Source organism: Oligosphaera ethanolica (genome assembly GCF_030814695.1).
Taxonomy (GTDB): Bacteria; Verrucomicrobiota; Lentisphaeria; order Oligosphaerales; family Oligosphaeraceae; genus Oligosphaera; species Oligosphaera ethanolica.
The window spans coordinates 4,376,131-4,398,200 of the sequence record NZ_JAUSVL010000001.1 but is presented as its reverse complement, the minus strand read 5'-3'; the positions used below and the strand labels follow the sequence as shown (position 1 = coordinate 4,398,200).

Sequence of the window (22,070 nt, the reverse complement as noted above, 5' to 3'; positions counted from 1 at the left end):
TGTGGATAAAAAATCTGGTGCTTCAGGCAATTCCGTGGGTTGCAAATTTGAGTGCAAGTGCTAGTTGGCGGCCTCTGGCAGCAGGTTAAGTTTCCCGCAATGAAACAGAATTGCATTGCGTAAAGATTCTTTGTTTTTGAAACCACATGCACTTCTCTTGACAGCCTCAATTTTGCTGTTCAGCCCCTCGGTCAGGGCATTGCTGACCCCATGTTCGATTGCAGCCACTATGCCATAGAAGTGGTTTTTCAGCGTATGGGCGGCTTTTGCCATGTCCGGAATTTGTGAATGCGTCGCCCACCAGTACCAGTGTTTGAAATACTTCGGCGTCTCTTCTTTGTCGGGGCAAGTTGTCCACATGTCGCGAAGGTTTTCCTTGATTGCCCATGCCCGCGCCGTTTTCTTGGCAATCTGTCTAACTTTTTCGAACCTGGCCTTGTTTTTGTCAGGAAGATTCTCCCTGCCATACAGAAAATCATGGCGCGCTCCGAACATGCTTTTCTTGTCCTCATCGCTCATCGTGGCCTGTTCTTGCTTTCGTGTGCTGTCCACTGCCTTTTGGACGACCTGCATCACATGGAAATGATCAAAACACAGTTCGGCATTGGGCATGAAGTTTGACGCAATACGCTCATACCCCGCACTCATGTCCATGGCCGCGATCTGGACGTTTTTCAAACTTTCCTTGCGTTTTTCAAACCAGGGGCTGATGTCATCAATGCGCCGCTTGTCCACCACGTCAAACACGCTCCCATTGCCAATGTCAGTGATAATGGTGAAATAGCGATGTCTGGAAAACACCTGCTTCTCGTCAAGTCCCATGATGACCGGCGTCGTATCGCCACGTCGCTCAAGCCCTCGCTTGACGGCCCGATCGCGGATACTTTCCAACATGTCCCAAGACACCCTCGTTAGTTCGGACGCATCGGTCAAATTGGAGGCCTGGATGGTCTTGATGCACTTGCTTTCCATCTTGTATGTAATTGAGATCTGTGAATCAGCCAGAGGAAAGTCGCTGTTGACGATCCCATGCTTGGGGCATTGAACTCGGGGAATACGGGCATGAAGGTAGGTCTTGCACTCGCAGGTGTCCAGATGTTGCCAGGTTCTTTCCGGAGCATGGTCGTAAGTAGGTGATGGGGTGTGACAGGCATGACACGAAAAGCGATAATGCTCCTGATGGATCAGCCAGACGTCAACACGGGTACTGTCGTCGGAAATTTCGACCTTGGAGACAGTCCAGGGCGATGGCGGATTAATCACGCGTTGATAAAACGACTCCAAGTTCATGGCGGACTCCCATGGCTCAATGTGAATGACGAGGTCAGGTGATTGACTGGGCATTGCGTGGCCATGAGGTAATGAAACACAAAAATGATCGGGTGCAACAAAAGTGAAGGCATTCTTGCAATAACAAGAAACACCGAAGCGGAAGATTGCTCCGACTGCCTTCCATACAAATTGACATGGAAAGCTGGGCGGGCATCATAATTTGAACATTAATTGATCGTTGAATATCAACAAGTTACACTATTTTATGCGTACGATTAGCTGGCTTTTTTCCCCCCATGTGACAAGGCGTTGTCTTGGTTCTGAGCACAAAACGTCGAAAAATCTACCCACTAAGTTTCCTGAAGAGCCAAAAATCTTCTCCTTCGCGCCTTCGCGCCTTCGCGTGAGAAAAAAAATCTCCGGCGGCGTGACGCGCTGCACAGCAGCGCGACGCGACGCCCATTACCAACAAATCTGCGTTTCTATAAATCTGCGTTAATCTGCGGAATCTGTGGATAAAAAATCTTCTCCTTCGCGCCTTCGCGCCTTCGCGTGAGAAAAAAATCTCCGGCGGCGTGACGCGCTGCGCAGCAGCGCGACGCGACGCCCATTACCAACAAATCTGCGTTTCTATAAATCTGCGTTAATCTGCGGAATCTGTGGATAAAAAATCTTCTCCTTCGCGCCTTCGCGCCTTCGCGTGCGAAACAAATCTTACCGGCGGCGTGACGCGCTGCGCAGCAGCGCGATGCGACGCCCATTACCAACAAATCTGCGTTAATCTGCGGAATCTGTGGATAAAAAATTGACCTTCACTGAGCGGCGGGCGCCTCGGTCTTGTCCGCGCCCCTTTTCAACAGGCCCTTGAGCCCCGAGCCCACGCCCTCAACGGCGCCGCCGACCGCGCCCTTGACGGCGTCCACACCGGCTCCACCAAGCTTGGCGATGGCGTCAGTCGCCGACGTGATCACACCAGCCACAACCCTGTTCAAGACGATGGCCACGGCCTCGACGGCGGCAATGCCCTCGCCTTCGGCATCGCCAGCGTCCTTCGCTCGGCCAATGCCATTGGCCTCAATCTTCGGCAGCGGCACCGGCAACGCATTGCCCTGCAGCAATTTCACACTGAGATTGATCTGGGCGTTGTCAAACAGAAAGTGGTCAATGATGATCTTCTTGCCCTCGCCAGCGGGCTTCTCGCCCTCGGCCGGCTTCGCAACTTCCTTGCCACCGCCAGCAGGCAAAAACGCCGCGATGTTCTTCTGAATCGTGCCCATGTTGCTGTTGCCCAAACCGGCCTCATAGGTCACTTTCGGACCGTCAATGACCACCTCATTGATAATCACCGTGTTGGACAACACGCTGCTCGGCACCAACGACACTTTCACCTGCCCGAGCTCAAAAGCACTCGCCGTGTTGAACCCATCGGGATTGCCCACCACCAGATTGGTGATCGCCAGCTTCCCACGCAACAGCGAAAAATCAACGTCCTCTACCGTGATCTTGCACTTGGTCACCCTTGACCCGACGGTCTCAATGCCGGTCTTGATGATGCCGCCCAGCGAGGCGACAAAAATCGCCAGCGCCAACACCAGTAACACCACAACCACCCCGACAACACTCAGAATCTTCTTCGCTTTGCCTGTCAATGCCATGATGTACCTGCTTTCTTGTTTTTATTTACCTACGATTCATCCACATACGCGAGTCGCAGCCAGCGCCATCCCTGCTGCCACGGAGTTATTCTCCGTCAGCCGACGCCTTGCCGCGACTCGTTCCACCAACATAATCCACTGATGCCCAGCGGCACTGCTCGCCAAACAAGCGCCACACACCAGCACCGCGAAAAACTACAGAAACTCATGCAGGACGCCGACAAGACCCGTCGCCGCCACACCAATGGCCAACACCAACACCCACAGCCGCGCCCGCCGCACGTGCTCGTGGCGAGTGCGCATCACCCGCCGCCGACCGCCGCGGCTCTGCGCCAACAACACCGACAACTTTTCCTGACGCTTTCTGCGACTCATGCTGCCTGCCCCTGAAAACTACCCGGCCGCTCCGGCCAGCACTACTGGATAATGCCACCGCCGTCGTTGAGGAATATGCCTTTCAAATTCATCTTCAACGCCTGCGCATTGTCAGAGAATTTCAAGGCAACCTCCTCGGTGATATCACCGTTGTTCACCAGCTTGAGGAGACTAGTATTGAAACTCATCATGTCATCCTCGCCACCGGCCTCAATGGCCTGCCCGAGCTTGTCCAACCGATTTTCAAAGATCAACTTGCGCACAATCGGCGTGTTCACCAGTATCTCATTCACCGGCACCACGCCCTTACCCGCCGCCCGCGGCGCCAGCCGCTGACAGATGATCGCCCGCAGGGTCTCGGACAGGCCCTTGCGCACCGTGTCGCGCTCCTCCTGCGGATACATGTCCAAAATACGCGAAATGCTCTGCGGCGCACTCTTGGTATGCAGAGTCGTGATCACCAGGTGCCCCGTCTCGGCGGCAATCAACGCCGTCTCAAAGGTCTCGCGAGTGCGCATCTCGCCGAGCATGATGATGTCCGGATCCTGCCGCAATGCATGCACCAGCGCCGACTCGAAGGTCTCGGCGTCCAAACCAATCTCGCGCTGCTCAAAGAAGCAACGGTTGTCGGTGTACGTATACTCAATGGGGTCTTCAACCGTGATGATATGCTGCTCACTCGTGTTGTTCAGATGATCCAGCATCGCCGCCATCGTCGTCGATTTGCCGCTGCCCGTCGTCCCCGTCACAAAAATGATGCCGTTGCGCGCAGTCACAATCTTCTTCAACGACTCGGGCAAATTGACCTCCTTGATGCTCGGGGCCTTGCCCTTGACATGCCGGAAGGTCATACCAATCATGCCACGCTGACGATGCAAATTCACCCGGAAGCGCCCCACGCCCTCTTCCTCCCAGGCAAAATCCAAATCGCCCGTGCGCGTGAATTCCTCGGTCTTGCTGGACGGCACCAGCTCGGCTATCGCCTTCTCGATCAACAGCGAGTCCGTCATGAACTCCGTTTCCACCAACTTGCTGTCAACCCGCAAACGAGCAAACTTGTTCTCGCGTACGTGAATGTCCGACGCGTTGTGCTCAATCGCATACACAAAAATGTCGTAAAACACCGACGCGTCCCGCAACGGCCGCGACACCATCAGCGCCAAAACACCACGCTGGCACTGGAGACGCAATAGAAAACGACCCAGGCCGTCCTCCTCATGCAGACTGTTCTCCAGCACAAAATCACCATTCTCCCGGACCTTCTCGTAGTTGGCCTGCTGCTTCGCCGGCAATAACTCCTGCACCATGGCGGCAAAACGCTCGTCGTCGATAACAAAATCCTCTACCGTCACAAACTTGCCGTCAATGCGCAACTGCGCCGCCTTGTTCAACGGCAACTGCCATTCCGTGGCCTGATTTTCCACGCCAATCGCCAATAGGTCATGTAAGGATGATTGCATAACGCCTCTTTCTCTAGCACAAGTGTCGATCCCAAATATAGTAGACCGACACCGCCATTGCTTTCACTACGGCAACTTTTTATTCCCTCAACACGCAACCGGTCACTCTTTGCTACCAGCCGCTCCCGTGGACGACCGGAACCGGTGAAACTGATTAACGGCGGCGCTGGGGTGAGGACTCGCGACTCCGGGGACCGCCGCGACTCCGGGGAATGCCTCCCGACTCCTGAGTCTGATTGGCCGACTACCGGGACTCCTGGGACTGCGGCCGTCCCTGGGGGTTTCGGCCCAGACCAGACGAGTCGAGTCGTCTGATCGGCCAAGTTCGGCCCGGAGGGCCGCACCATGCATAACCCCGGGTGAGGCGCCCGGAGGGCGCCGCAACCCGGGGTATGACAACAACATAGAATTGGCCGACTCCGGGGACTTCTGGGACTACGGCCGTCCCTGGGGTTTCGGCCCAGACCAGACGAGTCGAGTCGTCTGATCGGCCAAGTTCGGCCCGGAGGGCCGCACCATGCATAACCCCGGGTGAGGCGCCCGGAGGGCGCCGCAACCCGGGGTAGGACAACAACATAGAATTGGCCGACTCCGGGGACTTCTGGGACTGCGGCCGTCCCTGGGGTTTCGGCCCAGACCAGACGAATCGAGTCGTCTGATAGGCCAAGTTCGGCCCGGAGGGCCGCACCATGCATAACCCCGGGTGAGGCGCCCGGAGGGCGCCGCAACCCGGGGTATGACAACAACATAGAATTGGCCGACTCCGGGGACTTCTGGGACTGCGGCCGTCCCTGGGGTTTCGGCCCAGACCAGACGAATCGAGTCGTCTGATAGGCCAAGTTCGGCCCGGAGGGCCGCACCATGCATAACCCCGGGTGAGGCGCCCGGAGGGCGCCGCAACCCGGGGTATGACAACAACATAGGATTGCGCCCGGAGGGCGCCACATTGGCTTGGCACGTCGCGTCCCACCGCGCCAGTGAGAGGCATTACTGGCATCTACTAGCAATGGCTGACTGATTACCCCCAACACAGGCACAACATGTCCAAATCACCATCCAAATCCCCCCGGCGCGAGTCTCCCCCCGCGCTTCTCAGCGACGCCGACGTCGCCGCATTCTTCCAGACCCTCTCCGCGCACATCGTCCCCAAAGCCGAGTTGCACTTCAGCACCCCCCTCGATCTGCTGATCGCGGTCGTCCTCTCCGCGCAATGCACCGACAAGGCGGTCAATCGCGTCACCACCACCCTCTGGCAACACTGCCGCACAGCCACGGATTACCTCGACTGGGGCCAGGAACGACTGGAAGTCAGCTGCCGCAGCATCGGCCTCTTTCGCGCCAAAGCCAAGGCCATCGTCGGCATTTGCCAACAACTGCTGGCTCACCACGGCGGCGACGTCCCCCGCTCACGCGAAGAACTCATGGCCCTCCCCGGCGTCGGCCGCAAAACCGCCAACGTCGTCCTCAACGTGGCCTTTGGCGAACCCGTCCTGGCCGTGGACACCCACATCTTCCGCGTCGCCAACCGCTGCGGTCTAGTCAAGGCCGCCACCCCCGAAGCCACCGAACTAGCACTGCTGCCACGCATCCCGCCCGAATACCTCAAGGACGCCCACCACTACCTGCTCCTACACGGCCGCTATACCTGCAAAGCACGCACACCCGAGTGCCAAACTTGCCCCGTCACCACCCTCTGCCGCTTCTTCGCTTCTCGGTAGCGCCACGGCACATGCCGTGGCGCTAAACAAGAAACCGTGGCGCGCCCCGGCATATCCAGGGCGACCACCTCCCTCTCCTCCCCGACTTATTTGCCCATCAAGGCCTTGATGATCATGCGTTCCAGGCCTTCGTAGTCCCGTTCCTTGATGAACGCGTTGACGACTTTGTCGTCCAGCGACCGCGACACCGCCAGCAGGTCAAGAAAGATCTCCCGGCTGTTGCTGAGGTGCTGCGTAGACTTGTCCAGCTTCTGGGTACGCATCACCTTGATGTCCAGCCCAACGGACTCGCCGTTGTTGCCATAACCGTACTTGTCCAGTATGCGCACTTGATTGAACGCGCGGCGCAGATCCACGGCGCCGAATGACTTGTCTTGGTCAAATTTCAAGCCGTTCTGGTCATTGAGGTGCACCGAGAACAGCTTCTTGTGCGCCAACGCATAGCCCATTTCGTCCGACGGATCCAGATTGGCCAGTATGGCGTGGGCGCTTTCGATATTGACGCCGACGCGCGCGTGGTCGCAGGTCAGCAATCCCAGGGCGATGGCATGGCCCGTCGTCGGTATATACGCGTGATCCATCGGCTCATTGGGCTTGGGCTCAATGGCGATCTTGATCTCGCGGTCATACTGCAGCATCTCGTCTATGACCTGCGCCAACCGTTCCACCGCCAGGGCGCTGTCCTTCGCCTCGCGAATATAGGTGCCTTCGCGCGCCAGCCAAAGCACGATTAGCTTGGCGTCCAACTGCTGCGCAATGTCGATACTTTTCTTGAAACGCTCACGGGCATAGGCGCGGGCCTTCGGGTCGTTGCTCGTGAAACCGCCATCGACTGTCAACGGGTCCATCCACAACCGCGGAGCAACAAATTCCGCGTAGAGCCCCTGCTTGTCCAGCTGTTTCTTCAACTTCTTCGCGGCGGCGGCGATCTTCGCAGCACTCAGGTTGTCCAGATCCGGCACGGCATCATCGTCGTGGAACTGCACGCCATCAAAACCCAGCCCTTTGTACATGCCGAGTTTTTCTTCAAAAGCGATGCTGTCGCGTACTTCGGGACCAAAGGGGTCCGCGCCTTCATGAATGTTCCACGGCCCAAACGTAAAGCGATATGTCCCTGACATGCTCTCCAGCTCCTTTTCCTTGCACTTACCCTGCCACCCGGGCCCGACAGCCAACCGCTACCGTAGCGCCCCTGGCGCTGCGACCCACACTCATTTACGCGTACGCAATACTACGCCGACTACACCGACGCTCCCATATCCACGCGCGGCATTCAGCTTAATGGCCTTTCAGCCATTGTCAATGCCCACCACCACCCATCACATCGATCTTCCCCGTGTAATCGGTCAGCCATTGATAATTGTTGTCCCTGCGGTCGTTTTGACTGCCCTGTCGCAAACCATCAGCCAGATCGGCCAAGTTCGGCCCGAAGGGCCGCACCAGAGTGGCTCAGCCAGATCGGCCAAGTTCGGCCCGAAGGGCCGCACCAGAGTGGCTCAGCCAGATCGGCCAAGTTCGGTCCAAAGGGCCGCACCAAAGTGGCTCAGCCAGATCGGCCAAGTTCGGCCCGAAGGGCCGCACCAGAGTGGCTCAGCCAGATCGGCCAAGTTCGGCCCGAAGGGCCGCACCATACATAACCCCGGGTGAGGCGCCCGGAGGGCGACGCAACCCGGGGTAGGACAACAACATAGAATTGCGCCCGGAGGGCGCCACATTGGCCAGCCACGTCGCCTCCCACCGCACCAGAGTGGCTCAGCCAGATCGGCCAAGTTCGGTCCAAAGGGCCGTACCAAAGTGGCTCAGCCAGATCGGCCAAGTTCGGTCCAAAGGGCCGCACCAGAGTGGCTCAGCCAGATCGGCCAAGTTCGGCCCGAAGGGCCGCACCAGAGTGGCTCAGCCAGATCGGCCAAGTTCGGTCCAAAGGGCCGCACCAAAGTGGCTCAGCCAGATCGGCCAAGTTCGGCCCGAAGGGCCGCACCAGAGTGGCTCAGCCAGATCGGCCAAGTTCGGCCCGAAGGGCCGTACCATACATAACCCCGGGTGAGGCGCCCGGAGGGCGACGCAACCCGGGGTAGGACAACAACATAGAATTGCGCCCGGAGGGCGCCACATTGGCCAGCCACGTCGCCTCCCACCGCACCAAAGTGGCTCAGCCAGATCGGCCAAGTTCGGCCCGAAGGGCCGCACCATACATAACCCCGGGTGAGGCGCCCGGAGGGCGACGCAACCCGGGGTAGGACAACAACATAGAATTGCGCCCGGAGGGCGCCACATTGGCCAGCCACGTCGCCTCCCACCGCACCAGAGTGGCTCAGCCAGATCGGCCAAGTTCGGCCCGAAGGGCCGCACCATACATAACCCCGGGTGAGGCGCCCGGAGGGCGACGCAACCCGGGGTAGGACAACAACATAGAATTGCGCCCGGAGGGCGCCACATTGGCCAGCCACGTCGCCTCCCACCGCACCAGAGTGGCATGTCGTGCATCCAATATCAATCTCTGCCCGCAATCTTCCCCGCCGCCCACAGGGCCAGCTCCTCGCGGTTGATCTTGGCATTATGCCGCACGTCCACCGGAAACGCCGGATGGATGAGAACCTGTTCGATGCCCGCCGTCAACGCCGACGCCTTAGCCGCCACCCGCACCGCCGGCAACGACGCCACCAGCGCGGCTTCCTGCCCCTCTTCGGGCTCTAGGATAATCACCGGCGTCTGCCCCGGCCGCGCGCCGACGCCTACCAGCGCCGAGCGGTGTACATGCGGCAGCACGTTGTAAATCGCCTCGCAGCACACGCTGAAGAGCGTACCACTCGCTGTCTCCACCCGATGCGCCTTGCGCCCGCAGAACCACAGCCGGCCTTGCTCGTCCACGTAGCCCACATCGCCAATGCGATGCCACACCGCGTCGCCCTCGGCGATCTTCGCCAGCGCGGTCGCCTCCGGCCGCCGGAAGTACTCACGAGTAACCACGGGCCCCTTCACGCAGATTTCGCCGATCCCGCCCTGGGGCAGCACCAGCGCCTCGTCCCAGCGCGCAATGGCCTCGTCGCTGATTTTGATGATGCGCAAGGTCACTTCCGGCAACGGCCGCCCCACGCACATGCCCCGCCCCGCTCGCGTCTGCGACCAGGTCTCCGCAAGCATCTCCGAGCCGCGGAAATTGGCCACCGGCAGCGACTCCGTCGCACCGTAGGGCGTGTAGGTCTCCGCACCCTCGTCAAGTATGCGCCGAAGCAGCATCTCGTGAACGTGCCCCGGCACCGGCGACCCCGCCATCACCACCCGCCGCAGCCCCGGTATGCGAATGTCCCGCGCCACGCAGTGCCGCGCCACCCGCTCCCACAGGGTCGGCGACCCAAACGAATAGGTCACCGGCAAATTGCGCAGCGGCTCCAAAATACGCTCCGGATTCACCCGCGCGGGCCGCGTCGGATCCATGTCCGGTATCACCGTCGTCGCCCCCAAGGCCACGCTGAAGAGCGAAAACAGCGGAAAGCATGCCAGGTCCATCTCGCCCGGCTTGATGCCGTACTCGCGCCGCACCAACTCGGCCTGGGTATGGAAAATGCGATGCGTGTAGCTCACGCCCTTGGCCGGCCCCGTGCTGCCCGACGTGAACAGCACCGCCGCCAAATCGTCCGCCGCCGGCTCGTGCAACGGATACTCGCCATCGCGTACAGGCAGCTCCGACAACGCCTGCCCCCCCCAGAACCAGCGCCGTCCCAACGTGATGCTCACCCGCACACTCTTGAACGGACCCGGCCGCAACATCTTCAACACCTGCGCCGCCGGAACCCCGATGAATAACTCCGGCTCAACCTGCGCCACGCAACGCAAAAAGCCCCGCCAGCCCATGCCCGGATCAATCAGCACCGGCACCGCACCCACCTTGAACAGCGCAAACACCAACGCGTAAAATTCCAGCGACGGCCGAATCATCAGCAACGACTTCGTTCCCGCCCTCACCCCCAGCGAACTCAACGCCCAAGCATAACCGTCACTCTGCGCATCCAACTGCGCATAGGTCAAATGGCTATACATCACCCGCCCGCCAGCATCGCGACCCGATGGATACATCACCGCCGCCGACCGCGGCTGCCGCACACTCTCACCACGCAATAACTGCGCAATATTCATACTCTCAGTCATGTTCGCTGTTCCATTCTTCTTCTGCCAGCAGGACCTACCCCAAAAATCCCTAATATAACCCCGCTTAACTACCCCAACCCACGCCCGCAAAGCAGCGCCTATATCGACTGCTCGCGACTGCTCGCGACTGCTCGCGACTGCTCGCGACTGCTCGCGACTGCTCTCGACTGCTCGCGACTGCTCGCGACTGCTCGCGACTGCTATCGACTGCTCTCGACTGCTCGCGACTGCTCTCGACTGCTCTCGACTGCTCTCGACTTCTCTCGACTTCTCTCGACTTCTCTCGACTGCTCTCGACTGCTCTCGACTGCTCGCGACTGCTCGCGACTGCTCGCGACTGCTATCGACTGCTCTCGACTGCTCTCGACTGCTCGCGACTGCTCTCGACTGCTCGCGACTGCTCGCGACTGCTATCGGCGGCAAGCGACTGCTCTCGACTGCTCTCGACTGCTATCGGCGGCAAGCGACGGTTTAATAAAAGCCCCGTAATCCCTCACCCATTGATACCGGCCATATTCTTGCGGCCTTTGTTTTCAGCACCGAAGGCGCGACCTAAGATAGCCCACGGCAAGCGCCCGCAGGGCGCGTCGCCCTGGGTAAAGGCCCCACCCGAAAAGAGTCCTGAAGATGGTATGCTTTTGTCAACTCAATCAGCGTCATTTTCGGGTGAAAAACTCCTTTTTTTTCTTTCCCGCTTAATCCGACGTTTGGTTGTTGCCGGTGCTTCATAGGGAACCAACTTCTTGCTTGAAGGCTGATACTCCTTGTAATTTTCCGTGCCGCATAGCACCGACCAGCAGATCATCAGCAACTTGCGCATGACGGCGCAGCGCTTCTGCATGGGGGTAAGATTCGTCAAACGCTTGGACAATGCATCCAAGATGGGTATTCTCGCCTGGGCGGTGAGGGTGGCCATGTAGAGCATCTGCCTTATGACCGGCGCTCCTTGCTTGGACAAGCGGGTGGATTTCACAGACGTGCCGGAACACTTGTTCTTCGGGTTCATGCCGGCAAAGCTCACGACCTGCCGGATGTTTTGGAAACGGTCTTCCGGCCCGTATTCGGCGATGAGAGTAGCCGCTATGATCATTCCTATCCCGGGAATCGAATCCAGCTTGGTGACGCGTTCCTGCAGGGCGGCGTGGCTCCGCAGGTATTCCCTTATTTTCACCACGAGACCGTCCAGTTGTTCTTCCACGCTCTTCAACAGATTTTGAAAAATCTGACGTTCGCCCGGATCATCCAGGTTCGTCAGCTGATTCTTGAGTATCGTGCTTATTTTGGTCAAACTGGCATTCATTCTGGTTAAACGCTTGAGCCCCGCGTAGTCTGCCGGCATTTCATACATGGCGTCCGGCTTTTGCGTGGTACCCAACCTCGCCAGGCATTGGGCGTCCAGCTTGTCCGTCTTGCTTTCGATATCGTTGAACTTCTTGAAGGCAGGCACTTTGGCTGGATTGATGAGCGCAATATAACTATCGGGCTTCGCCGCCTTTAACTGTTTGATCAGACGGTATGAATAACATCCCGTCGATTCCATCACCAGCCGGTACACAACCTTGCGCTGCGGATGCAGCCGTTCCTCAATATGCTTTTGATTCGCCTTCAACCAGGTGAAGAAATCTTTCACGCCTTCACGCGTGTTGGTGATGTGCTTGACCGCCAGGGAGGTCAACCCCTTGTTCCTGTTCAATTCCTGGTTATCGTCAAGCCAGTCTATGGCGCAGACGGTATCTCTTTTGCCGACATCAAGACCGACCCAGATTATATGTTCGCTAAGCATGGCTTACTTCTCCGCTTGCTGCTATAGTGTTGGAAGTGTGCGTGCAAGGCCAACCTTGTCTATGCGGGGAGTTTCCCCAAAGATGGTGAATACGGCCATTATTGCACTGCACGGTAACGGTCGTGCCGCCTAATCTTCAGGCTGAGGAACTGAATAGTTACTCATGGGCCACAGGCAGGCACGGCCGTGCTTTTTTGTGTGCGAAACACAAAAAAGCGCCTGATAACACGACTCCAAAGGCGGAAGAGAAGAGAAGAGAAGAGAAGAGAAGACAACATACACCGGAAAAAAGAAAGAGGTACCACAACCTTCAGGACGCATAGAGACTATGCATAGGGCGTCTCGTGGATAACCTCTTTGATACTTATACGTAGCCATTTGCCGCTCCTTGTTACTTGGTTCTCCCAAGAGAATTACGGGAAAAATCGCAGTGGCTATCGACACACAGGTGTCAATGACGCCACTATACAAAGGGCGACCTAAAAGACCTGCGACGATGGGTCGCAGCGCAAAATTGCCGCAGCAATCAATGAGTTCCATTGCCTCTTTGGCCCCACTCAGCTGCGCCGACTGGGGCCAAAGAGGCCGAGGAACACGAGCAAAAATGGCGCTCCACCCAGGGCGGCGCTCCGCCTTCGGCGTCGCTTGCCCTGGGCTGGTATGCTTCGCGCTTTCAGCGCTCAAATGCCGCCGGGACGGCGGCGCTCCCAGGAGTCGAATCAGTCCCTAATCAGTCCAAGGCGTCGGGAGTCAATCCCCACGGTCCAATTCGTCCCCACGGTCCAATCCATGGGATCATGCCTCATGAGTCCGTGAGTCCTCGCCCCAGTGCGCCGCGCCAATTAGTCCGCACGGTCCCTAGCGTTCCTTGGAACCGCCAGTATCAATGGGTGAGGCATTACAAAACCCTTGCCTGCGCGCACCTTCGCACCTTGCAAAATCGCTTCCCAAAAGTATAGTAAGTGGCTCTTTTGTCGTCGCTTTGCGCATCTACCTAACCACGCCGCGCCAGCGCACTTCTCCCATAGTTTTTGACCCCGGAACCAAGCAGTACGCCGATGGAAAATCTGCCCGCTGACAGCAAATTGAGTACCGACGTTTTCGTGCATAACGACCACGGCCTGCACCTCCGTTGCGCCAGTGAAGTCGCCAACATCGCCATGCAGTTCAGCGCCGTCGTCAAGCTCAGCAAAGGGCGGCGATCGGTCAATGCCAAGAGCATGCTCGAAATCCTCACACTCTCCGCCGCCCCCGGCGCCAAACTCACCCTCAGCGCCAAAGGTGACGACGCCCAGCAGGCCCTGGACGCCATCGCTGCGCTGTTCCAGAAACTCAATAGCGACCAACCACAGAGTTGAGTCCCCGCAACCGGGAGGCGCACACGTCATGCCATCAACCCTTCACGGAACCGGCGTGTCAGCTGGGCTTGTCATCGGCAACGCCCTGTGGCTCAATAACCAGCGCTGCTCCGTGCCACTGAAGGCCATCGCCGCTGAGCAAGTCGACGACGAACTCGCCCGCCTCGCCGCAGCCGTCGATCTCTCCAAACAGCAACTCGACGCCCTGCACCACAGCGTCAAGGAATCCCTCGGCGACGACCACGCCAGCATCTTCACCGGCCATCAGTATATCCTCGACGACCCCGAACTGCACAAGCGCATCACCGCCACCGTCAAATCCGACCTCTGTGGCGTCGAACAGGCCTGCGAAAAAGTCCTCGCCGAATTCTGCGCCGAAATGGCCAAGATTGATGACGAATACCTCCGCGAACGCCTGGTGGACATCCGCGACGTCGGCGAACGCATCCTCTGCAATCTGCTCGGCATCGACCCCATCCAGACGCCCGAACAGGGCGGCGAGCCCCGCATCATTGTCGCCGACGACATTCCGCCCTCCGTCGCCGCCCGCCTCGACCCCGCCCGCGTCGCGGCCTTCATCACCGCCAGCGGCAGCCGCACGTCCCACACGGCCATCCTCGCCCGCGCGCTGAATATCCCCGCCGTCGTCGCCGTCAAAGAACCCCTCAGCTGCATCCGCAACGGCACGCGCCTTGCCCTCGACGGCGCCAGCGGCGTCATCCACGTCGATCCCACCGAAGAAACCATCGCCATCATCGAACGCCGCAACCAGCGCCAGCGCGCGTGGATGTCACAGATTCTCTCGGAAAGCAACCAGCCCGCCGAAACCCTCGACGGCTACCAGGTGCGCCTCGTCGCCAACGTCGAACTGCCCGTCGAAGCCATGAATGTCCGCCAACGCTACAATGTCGGCATCGGTCTCTTCCGTACCGAATTCATGTTCATCAACGGCGCTAGTCTCCTCGACGAAGAACAGCAGTTCATCGACTACCGCGATACCGCCCAGGCCGTCTTCCCTCTCTCCGTTATCTTCCGTACCCTCGATATCGGCGGCGATAAATTTCTCTCCGAGCTCAACATGCCCCACGAACTCAATCCTTTCATGGGCATGCGCGCCATCCGCTTCTCTCTCAGCCGCGTCGACATCTTCAAAATCCAGCTGCGCGCCATCCTCCGCGCCAGCGCCTTCGGCAAAGTCCGCATCATGTTCCCCATGATCAGCACCCTCGACGAACTCCAGCAGGCCTTGGCCACCCTCGAAGAAGTCAAAAACGACCTGCGGGCCAACAAGGTCCCCTTCAATGAAGACCTCGACGTCGGCTGCATGATCGAAGTGCCCGCCGCCGCCCTCCTCGCCGAACGCCTCATCCAACACGTGGACTTCTTCAGCCTGGGCACCAACGATCTCGTCCAGTACTCCCTCGCCGTGGACCGCTCCAACCCCGACATCGCCTACCTCTACCAGCCCATACACCCGTCCGTGATCCGCATGATGAAACACGTCGCCGATGTCTGCTACGCCAACGGCAAAAGGGTGGGCCTCTGCGGCGAAATGGCCGCCGAACCACTCTACGCACCACTCATCCTCGGCATGGGCATCCACGAACTCAGCATGAGCCCGGTCTCTCTCGCCCCCATCCGCAAACTCGTCCGCAGCATCCGCATGTTCGAAGCCGAAGCACTCGTCGCAAAAGCACTCCTCTGCGGCGCCGCCAGCGAAGTACACGATCTCTGCCGGAACTTCCTCAAAGCTTCCTGCCCAGAACTGCTCTTCGATGACAATGCCGATAACGGCGGCGGCAACGGCACAAACGGCGGCGGCGGCGCCCGATAGCATCACGGCATGCCGTGATGCTACAGAGGGCCCGTTTCTCTGACATCGTTGGGCTACCCCATACCGCTCCGGCCGGCCCCCAATCCATCGTCCCCGGCGTCGAAGCGTCCCCAAGGTTCCCCAGAGTCCAACCAGTCCCCAATCAGTCCAGGAAGTCGAAAGTCATTCCCCACGGTCCCGAAAGTCCCCACGGTCCAATCCATGGGACCATGCCTCATGAGTCCGTGAGTCCTCGCCCCAGCGCGCGCCGCAGCCAGATGTCAGCAGGCGGAGCCTGGCACGCGCCCGTTTCCTTGCCGCGAAGCGGCAGAAGCGCTGAAAGCGCGAAACATACCAGCCCAGGGCAAGCAGCGCTGAAAGCGCGCGCCGCCCTGGGTAGCGCGCCAGTTTTGTTCGTGTTCCTCGGCCTCTTTGGCTCCAGTCGGCGAAGCTGACTGGAGCCAAAGGGGCAATGGAACTCACTAGTTTACCATGACGCTCCCTTCAGCGTGCTTACTGCCGTGGTGGGACGCGCCTAACCAATGTGGCGCCCTCCGGGCGCAATTCCAAGTTGTTGTCAAACCCCTGGTTGCGGCGCCCTCCGGGCGCCTCACCAGGGGTTATGCATGGTACGGCCCTCCGGGCCGAACTTGGCCGATCAGACGGTTTGGCCCGTCCGATCTGGGTCGATTGCCGCCGGGACGGCCGCACTCCCAGGAGTCCAACCGGTCGCCAATCAGTCCAATGCGTCGGGAGTCAATCCCCACGGTCCAATTCGTCCACACGGTCCAATCCATGGGACCATGCCTCATGAGTCCGTGAGTCCTCGCCCCAGTGCCGCCGCCGCCAATTAGTCCCCACGGTCCCATCCAATATCAATGACTCCTATGAAACCGATGCTCTGCATTTAACGGTATCCATGGCACTTGTTGTTTCAACCAAGCAGCCTTTTCTCGTCGTGCATTTCCGCCGCGAAGCGGCAGAAGCGCTGAAAGCGCGAAACATACCAGCCCAGGGCAAGCAGCGCTGAAAGCGCGCGCCGCCCTGGGTAGCGCGCCAGTTTTGTTCGTGTTCCTCGGCCTCTTTGGCTCCAGTCGGCGAAGCTGACTGGGGCCAAAGAAGCAATGGAACTCACTAGTTTACCATGACGCTCCCTTCAGCGTGCTTACTGCCGTGGTGGGACGCGCCTAACCAATGTGGCGCCCTCCGGGCGCAATTCCAAGTTGTTGTCAAACCCCTGGTTGCGGCGCCCTCCGGGCGCCTCACCAGGGGTTATGCATGGTACGGCCCTCCGGGCCGAACTTGGCCGATCAGACGGTTTGGCCCGTCCGATCTGGGCCGATTGCCGCCGGGACGGCCGCACTCCCAGGAGTCCAACCGGTCGCCAATCAGTCCAATGCGTCGGGAGTCAATCCCCACGGTCCAATTCGTCCCCACGGTCCAATCCATGGGACCATGCCTCATGAGTCCGTGAGTCCTCGCCCCAGTGCCGCCGCAGCCAATTAGTCCCCAGCGTCCAAGCGATCCCCAACCAGTCCCCCGAGTCCCCACGGTCCCATCCAATATCAATGACTAACCGATTACCCTTTTTCCCGCTTCCTACTCCGCAACGGCTTGCTTTCCACCGTTTCCCAGCCATATTATAGGCTCATTTGCCACCCCACGGAGAGATGCCGGAGTGGTCGAACGGGACGGTCTCGAAAACCGTTGTACAAGCAATTGTACCCAGGGTTCGAATCCCTGTCTCTCCGCCAGCTTTAACAATAAACAAGCCCAAGATAGTACCGTATAGTACCGTCTTGGGCTTCGTCTTGTCCGGAAAACGCACGCGCCCCTCTTCCGGTTGCCTTTCCCAACCGTCCCGCGCCCATATCCCGGCTGTGCCGCCCGCACCATCGCATGGGGTCAGCGCCGTCCTGCGCCACGGCATGCCGTGGCGCCACCGAGCTAGGCGCTTTACGCCTCCCGGCGCTCGTCTCCCGGCCATCCCGGCGCTCATATCCCGGCCATCGCGGGCCCCTCTCCCGGCCCGTCGCGGGCTCATATCCCAGCCCGTCGCGGGCTCATATCCCGGCCGTGGTGCGGGCGTCCCGCCCGCACCGTCGCATAGGATCAGGACCTCACACGACCACCAAACAGCCACACGCAAACGTGCCCGATTACGTCCCTGACTCATATCCCGGCCCATCTCCCCGCGCCCCTCTCCCGGCCATCCCGGCGCTCATCTCCCGGCTGTGGTGCGGGCGTCTCGCCTCCCACGCCCCCTGCTGGAAGACAGCAGATTCAAGAAAAAATGGTCGGGGCCCCGCGCCATGCCTGCTGGTGCGGGGCCCCGACAAAACAACATTATACGCCTCGCCTCGCCGCCTTTATCTCACAGCAGCGCGAGTTCTTCAGCAATGGCTGCCAAGAGTGTCTGCGACGACGCCCTGTCGCCCGTGCGGCCAATGCGCAACGCGATTTTCACCACGCCGTCTTTTTCATTGAGAACGATCTGCAGCGTGTTTTCATCCACGTCCTTAAACTGATACGTGCAAGTGTTGCCGCGATTGATCCGCGACTTCTCAATCAGCTTCGCGCGACGGCACGCGGCCCGCACGGCCTTGTCCACATTAAACAGCGTGCTGTTGAATTCCGCGCTGTAAGTCCCCAGACGATAACTCTCGCTGGCCACATTACCAGCCACCGGCGCCGGCGCCGGCTGCACCGACCGACAAGCACCCAGCACCAACGCTACTCCACCCAACGCCACAATGCACAATCTCCGAAATGCCATGTTCTTACGTCCTTCTGATATATGTTTCTTGTCGTGACACCATTTGCCGCTCGTTCATCTAATTACACCGACCACTCCCGACACCCCGCCCGTCACATACACCATCGCGGGGCTACCTCAACACCGGCAATGATTCAATACCACGCTGGACAACTGCAAGGGCAAAATATCAAGGATTAAGGCTCGGGCCAAATTGTCCAGTAACCCTTCAGTATATAATTGGTTTGTGCCTCGGCAATGAAGGCCTTCTTTGTTATTCCAGTAACGTGTCCGTCAACAAAGAGATAATTACTCGCCTCATTAACTCCATGGCGCTCAAATTCGATATAATTTCCCAGTACAGCCAGATCATTTAACACAGATGAAACGCCCCAGGCTTTTCCTTGCCCAATAGGGCCAAAAGATGCAGTTTGAGACGGCCTGTTGCAGATATATTTTTTTAGTGCATCTTTCATAGTCGTAGTGACTATATGTACACCACGATTTGCCACATAACTAACAGGAAAAGTAATATTGCCTTTGTCATCAGGGTCAAATGTTGCGTCAGCCTGGATTTCACCCAAAGAACAAAGAAATACTTCCTTTTCCTGAACATAATGATACAAATGAGGTATCCACGAATCAGCAGTTATATCATTATCCGGGCAAATCCTCGACTCATTATCGGCGGCAAAACTCGCCTCAGCCACACCGAGCTGGCGTAGGTTGTTAGCACAGGCAGCCTGATCGGCACGGGCCAGGGCCTTCTGCGTCGCCGGCAGGAGCATCGCTGCCAAAATGGCGATGATCGCAATCACCACCAGCAATTCCACCAAGGTAAACCGTTTGTTCTTCATAAAGCACTCTCTTTCTTTAGTACTATCCCCGTCTTAGGGTCTCGTTCCTCGATATTCTTCAACGGCAAGGCACTTGTCCACGGCCACGCTCGACGGGCCGACGCGCAGCGGCCGTGTCATTCATAGTGTACGCAAATTCCCGCCGCTTGACAACACCCGCCAACACCAAGGCCCTTAGCGGCTGATGTTGTGGCCGTCCGCTTTCGTCCACAGCGTCGGGAAGGAATAAATGTTGTCGCGATTCTCTTTGTGCGCTGTCGTGCTATTACTCTTCCCGTCCGGTCCCATACTCCACACCACTACGGAAAAACTCAAATCAACGACAGGAGACGTAAGATTAATACCTTCCGGAATTGTGGTAATCTTCCCGTCGTAGTTGTGGTCTAGAAGTACAATGTAATCATTATCCCATGGGTCTTTATAGAAACCGGCTTCATTCCCCACGATGTCAAGAAATTTCTGCCGGCGGGAATTCTTATTTTGGTTACCCGCATGAATATTCGTGGTATCAGCCTGTAAGATATAAATCAACTCCTTAAACTGATCGGGCGTTGCTGCACTATCAAGTTCCTCTCCACTAGTAGAGGCAGGCACTGGCAGCACGCCATAGACGCTCTCGTATTGCTTGATGGCGTTGACCAGCGTCGCAATTTCGGACCGCGCCTTGCTCATATCGGCCTTCTTTGCGGCGCCGCTGAGCACCGGCAGCAATATCGCCGACAAAATGGCGATGATGCCGATGACCACCAGCAACTCAATCAGGGTGAAATGCTTTTTGTTCATAATGCCCGTCCCTTCTATGCTTTTGCTATTGTGACTGCTGTCTCAAATATCTCTGATCGGACTGATCGGACTGATCAGACTGATCGGACTGATCGGACTGATCGGACTGATCGGACTGATCGGACTGATCGGACTGATCGGACTGATCGGACTGATCGGACTGATCGGACTGATCGGACTGATCAGGTCGTCGGATCCGTCTGATCCGTCTGATCCGTCTGATCCGTCCGCGAAAAAGACAATCAATCGGACTGATCGGACTGATCGGACTGATCGGACTGATCAGGTCGTCGGATCGGTCCGATCCGTCTGATCCGTCGGATCCGTCCGCGAAGAAGACAATCAATCAGACTGATCGGACTGATCGAATTTAGCCCATGGTCAGCCAACAAGTCCGTCTTATCTGCACCCCAATTGGGGCAACTCTACACTATACACCACCTCTTGCCTGTATGCCCTGCGGATATCGTACCCTCCCGGCCCGTCGCGGGCTCATATCCCGGCACCGTCGCGACGCTCATATCCCGGCGCGTCCCGGCGCTCGTCTTGCGGCCGTGGTGCGGGCGTCCCGCCCACTCCGGCGAGACGGCTCATTACCCCGCCCCGATCATCCACGCCGACCGTACCTGGCTCGTATCCCGGCACCCTCGCAGCGCTCATATCCCGGCCATCGCGGGGCTCGTCTTGCGGCCGTGGTGCGGGCGTCCCGCCCGCACCGTCGCATGGGATAAGGAACCTCCCACGACCTCCAAGCAGCCACACGCAAACGTGCCCGATTACATCATGGACAGTATGGACAGTATGGACAGTATGGACAGTATGGACAGTATGGACGCTATGGACAGCACCCAGCATTATGTCCCTCTGGGAGCGGCGCCGCAAAGCGGCAGCAGCGCTGAAAGCGCGAAACATACCAGCCCAGGGCAAGCAGCGCTGAAAGCGCGCGCCGCCCTGGGTAGCGCCCCCACCAAGGCCCGTGTTCCTCGGCCTCTTTGGTGCCAGTCGGCGAAGCTGACTGGCGCCAAAGGGGCAATGGGACCTGGTAGAACGCCTTCCCTGTCTTGTTCCTTGCGCGTTCCGCGCTGTCTTTTAGGTCGCCCCTTCAGGGCTCATTTCTGGTCGGGGCCTTACCCAGGGCGACGCGCCCTGCGGGCGCTTGCCCTGGGCTATCTTAGGGCGCGCCTTTGGCGCTGAAAACAGCAGGCTGCTGGCGCCGGCGGTTGTCAACTATGCGCGCAACCAAGCTCGCCCGTATCCCGCAGCCTCGTAACGCCGGTATCCCGACCGTGCTGCGGTCGTCTTGCGCACTTCATGCAACCAGCCTAGCCTTGCCGTGCGCGCAGCGGCTGGCAGCCGCTGCTACTCTGGGCCGGCGATGACTCCGCAGCCGTCCGCATCCGCAAGGTCCATCGGTCACTGCTTCGGCAAGCACCGTAGTGTATTTGTTGATGACAAAGAGCCGTTTTATCCGCACCAGGCAGACAAAAAATCACTGTGCTATACTCAGCGCTTCTGCTTCCAATTGCATATATCGTCGCTGTTGGCCGTACCGGGTATGAAGGTGGTGCCGTCCCACAGCTTGTCATCCGTATTATCTTTTTTGTCGCCGTGCTTGCCATCGGGTCCCTTGGACCACAAATCGTACTTCTGGGGATTCTTCTCGCCCGGACTCAGATAATACAGCGCATTGCCATAGGCATCCAGCAACTCGTCGCCTGCATTGCCCGTAATGCCCTCCATATACGGTCGGTTCTTCTTGTTGGGGACATTGATGGGGGCTGGCGGCGGGGCATACCTATTCATGAACAAATCCCACGTGTCGCCGTGAAAATCGACTTTGATGTCCTTGCCCTCATCATCCGTGCTGGTCTGTATCGGATAATACCCGTAGTCCTGCCGGAAAGTCTCCAGCGCCATCGCGAATTCCTCCATGATCGCCTGCGTCTTGGTCTCGTCCGCCCGACGTCCCGCAAAGCCCAGCCCCGCCATGGTGATCCCCGCCAACACCATGATAATCCCAATCACCACCAATAACTCAATCAACGTAAAGGCATGACGTCGCTGTTTCATATAGCTGTCCTTAGGATAAACGTGA

Annotated in this window: 14 protein-coding genes and 1 tRNA gene; 4 read left to right on the top strand and 11 right to left on the bottom strand. The window is 58.6% G+C overall.

Going from position 1 to position 22,070, the window contains the following annotated elements; genetic code table 11:
* Positions 1-60: 60 nt before the first annotated feature.
* From J3R75_RS15490 to J3R75_RS15475, 4 genes are all read right to left on the bottom strand, one after another.
* Positions 61-1,344 carry an ISL3 family transposase gene (locus J3R75_RS15490; RefSeq protein WP_307259144.1) on the bottom strand — a complete coding sequence of 428 codons (1,284 nt, stop codon included), beginning with the start codon at positions 1,342-1,344 and terminating at the stop codon, positions 61-63.
* 740 nt (positions 1,345-2,084) lie between these two features.
* Positions 2,085-2,927: an AsmA family protein gene (locus J3R75_RS15485; protein WP_307263348.1), complete on the bottom strand. Its 843-nt coding sequence runs from the start codon at positions 2,925-2,927 to the stop codon at positions 2,085-2,087.
* A 195-nt stretch (positions 2,928-3,122) separates the two neighbouring features.
* Positions 3,123-3,302 carry a hypothetical protein gene (locus tag J3R75_RS15480; RefSeq protein WP_307263345.1) on the bottom strand — a complete coding sequence of 60 codons (180 nt, stop codon included), beginning with the start codon at positions 3,300-3,302 and terminating at the stop codon, positions 3,123-3,125.
* Positions 3,303-3,343: 41 nt separating this feature from the next.
* A complete protein-coding gene (locus J3R75_RS15475) occupies positions 3,344-4,762 on the bottom strand; it encodes a type IV pilus twitching motility protein PilT (RefSeq protein WP_307263342.1) in 1,419 nt (472 codons plus the stop codon).
* A gap of 1,040 nt (positions 4,763-5,802) precedes the next feature.
* Here J3R75_RS15475 and nth point away from each other — a divergent pair.
* The gene (nth, locus tag J3R75_RS15470; RefSeq protein WP_307263340.1) at positions 5,803-6,480 is read left to right on the top strand and encodes an endonuclease III; all 678 of its coding nucleotides are present in this window, start codon (positions 5,803-5,805) and stop codon (positions 6,478-6,480) included.
* Positions 6,481-6,566: 86 nt separating this feature from the next.
* Here nth and J3R75_RS15465 read toward each other — a convergent pair whose 3' ends face one another.
* From J3R75_RS15465 to J3R75_RS15455, 3 genes are all read right to left on the bottom strand, one after another.
* Positions 6,567-7,601, bottom strand: coding sequence for a TIM barrel protein (locus J3R75_RS15465; protein WP_307263338.1), 1,035 nt, complete (start codon positions 7,599-7,601; stop codon positions 6,567-6,569).
* A 1,369-nt stretch (positions 7,602-8,970) separates the two neighbouring features.
* Complete coding sequence (locus J3R75_RS15460; RefSeq protein ID WP_307263335.1) at positions 8,971-10,626, bottom strand: fatty acid CoA ligase family protein; 1,656 nt, start codon at positions 10,624-10,626, stop codon at positions 8,971-8,973.
* Positions 10,627-11,272: 646 nt separating this feature from the next.
* Positions 11,273-12,409 (bottom strand): IS110 family RNA-guided transposase, encoded by a 1,137-nt coding sequence (locus J3R75_RS15455; RefSeq protein WP_307259094.1) that lies wholly within the window; start codon positions 12,407-12,409, stop codon positions 11,273-11,275.
* Between the two features lie 1,058 nt (positions 12,410-13,467).
* On the opposite strand from J3R75_RS15455, the gene J3R75_RS15450 reads away from it, so the two are divergent.
* The 3 genes from J3R75_RS15450 to J3R75_RS15440 all read left to right on the top strand — a co-directional run bounded on the left by J3R75_RS15450 (position 13,468) and on the right by J3R75_RS15440 (position 17,334).
* Entirely contained in the window at positions 13,468-13,767 is a 300-nt protein-coding gene (locus J3R75_RS15450) for an HPr family phosphocarrier protein (RefSeq protein ID WP_307263332.1), read from the top strand.
* 28 nt (positions 13,768-13,795) lie between these two features.
* A complete protein-coding gene (ptsP, locus tag J3R75_RS15445; RefSeq protein ID WP_307263330.1) occupies positions 13,796-15,601 on the top strand; it encodes a phosphoenolpyruvate--protein phosphotransferase in 1,806 nt (601 codons plus the stop codon).
* 1,643 nt (positions 15,602-17,244) lie between these two features.
* A tRNA-Ser gene (locus J3R75_RS15440) sits at positions 17,245-17,334 on the top strand.
* Positions 17,335-17,954: 620 nt separating this feature from the next.
* Here J3R75_RS15440 and J3R75_RS15435 read toward each other — a convergent pair.
* From J3R75_RS15435 to J3R75_RS15420, 4 genes are all read right to left on the bottom strand, one after another.
* Entirely contained in the window at positions 17,955-18,356 is a 402-nt protein-coding gene (locus J3R75_RS15435; RefSeq protein ID WP_307263329.1) for a DUF3568 family protein, read from the bottom strand.
* Positions 18,357-18,532: 176 nt separating this feature from the next.
* A complete protein-coding gene (locus J3R75_RS15430) occupies positions 18,533-19,192 on the bottom strand; it encodes a prepilin-type N-terminal cleavage/methylation domain-containing protein (RefSeq protein WP_307263326.1) in 660 nt (219 codons plus the stop codon).
* Between the two features lie 174 nt (positions 19,193-19,366).
* On the bottom strand, positions 19,367-19,975 hold the full coding sequence (locus tag J3R75_RS19915; protein WP_370882372.1) for a prepilin-type N-terminal cleavage/methylation domain-containing protein: 609 nt from the start codon (positions 19,973-19,975) through the stop codon (positions 19,367-19,369).
* A gap of 1,503 nt (positions 19,976-21,478) precedes the next feature.
* Positions 21,479-22,045, bottom strand: a complete 567-nt coding sequence (locus J3R75_RS15420; protein ID WP_307263324.1) for a type II secretion system protein GspG — start codon at positions 22,043-22,045, stop codon at positions 21,479-21,481.
* Positions 22,046-22,070: the final 25 nt, after the last annotated feature.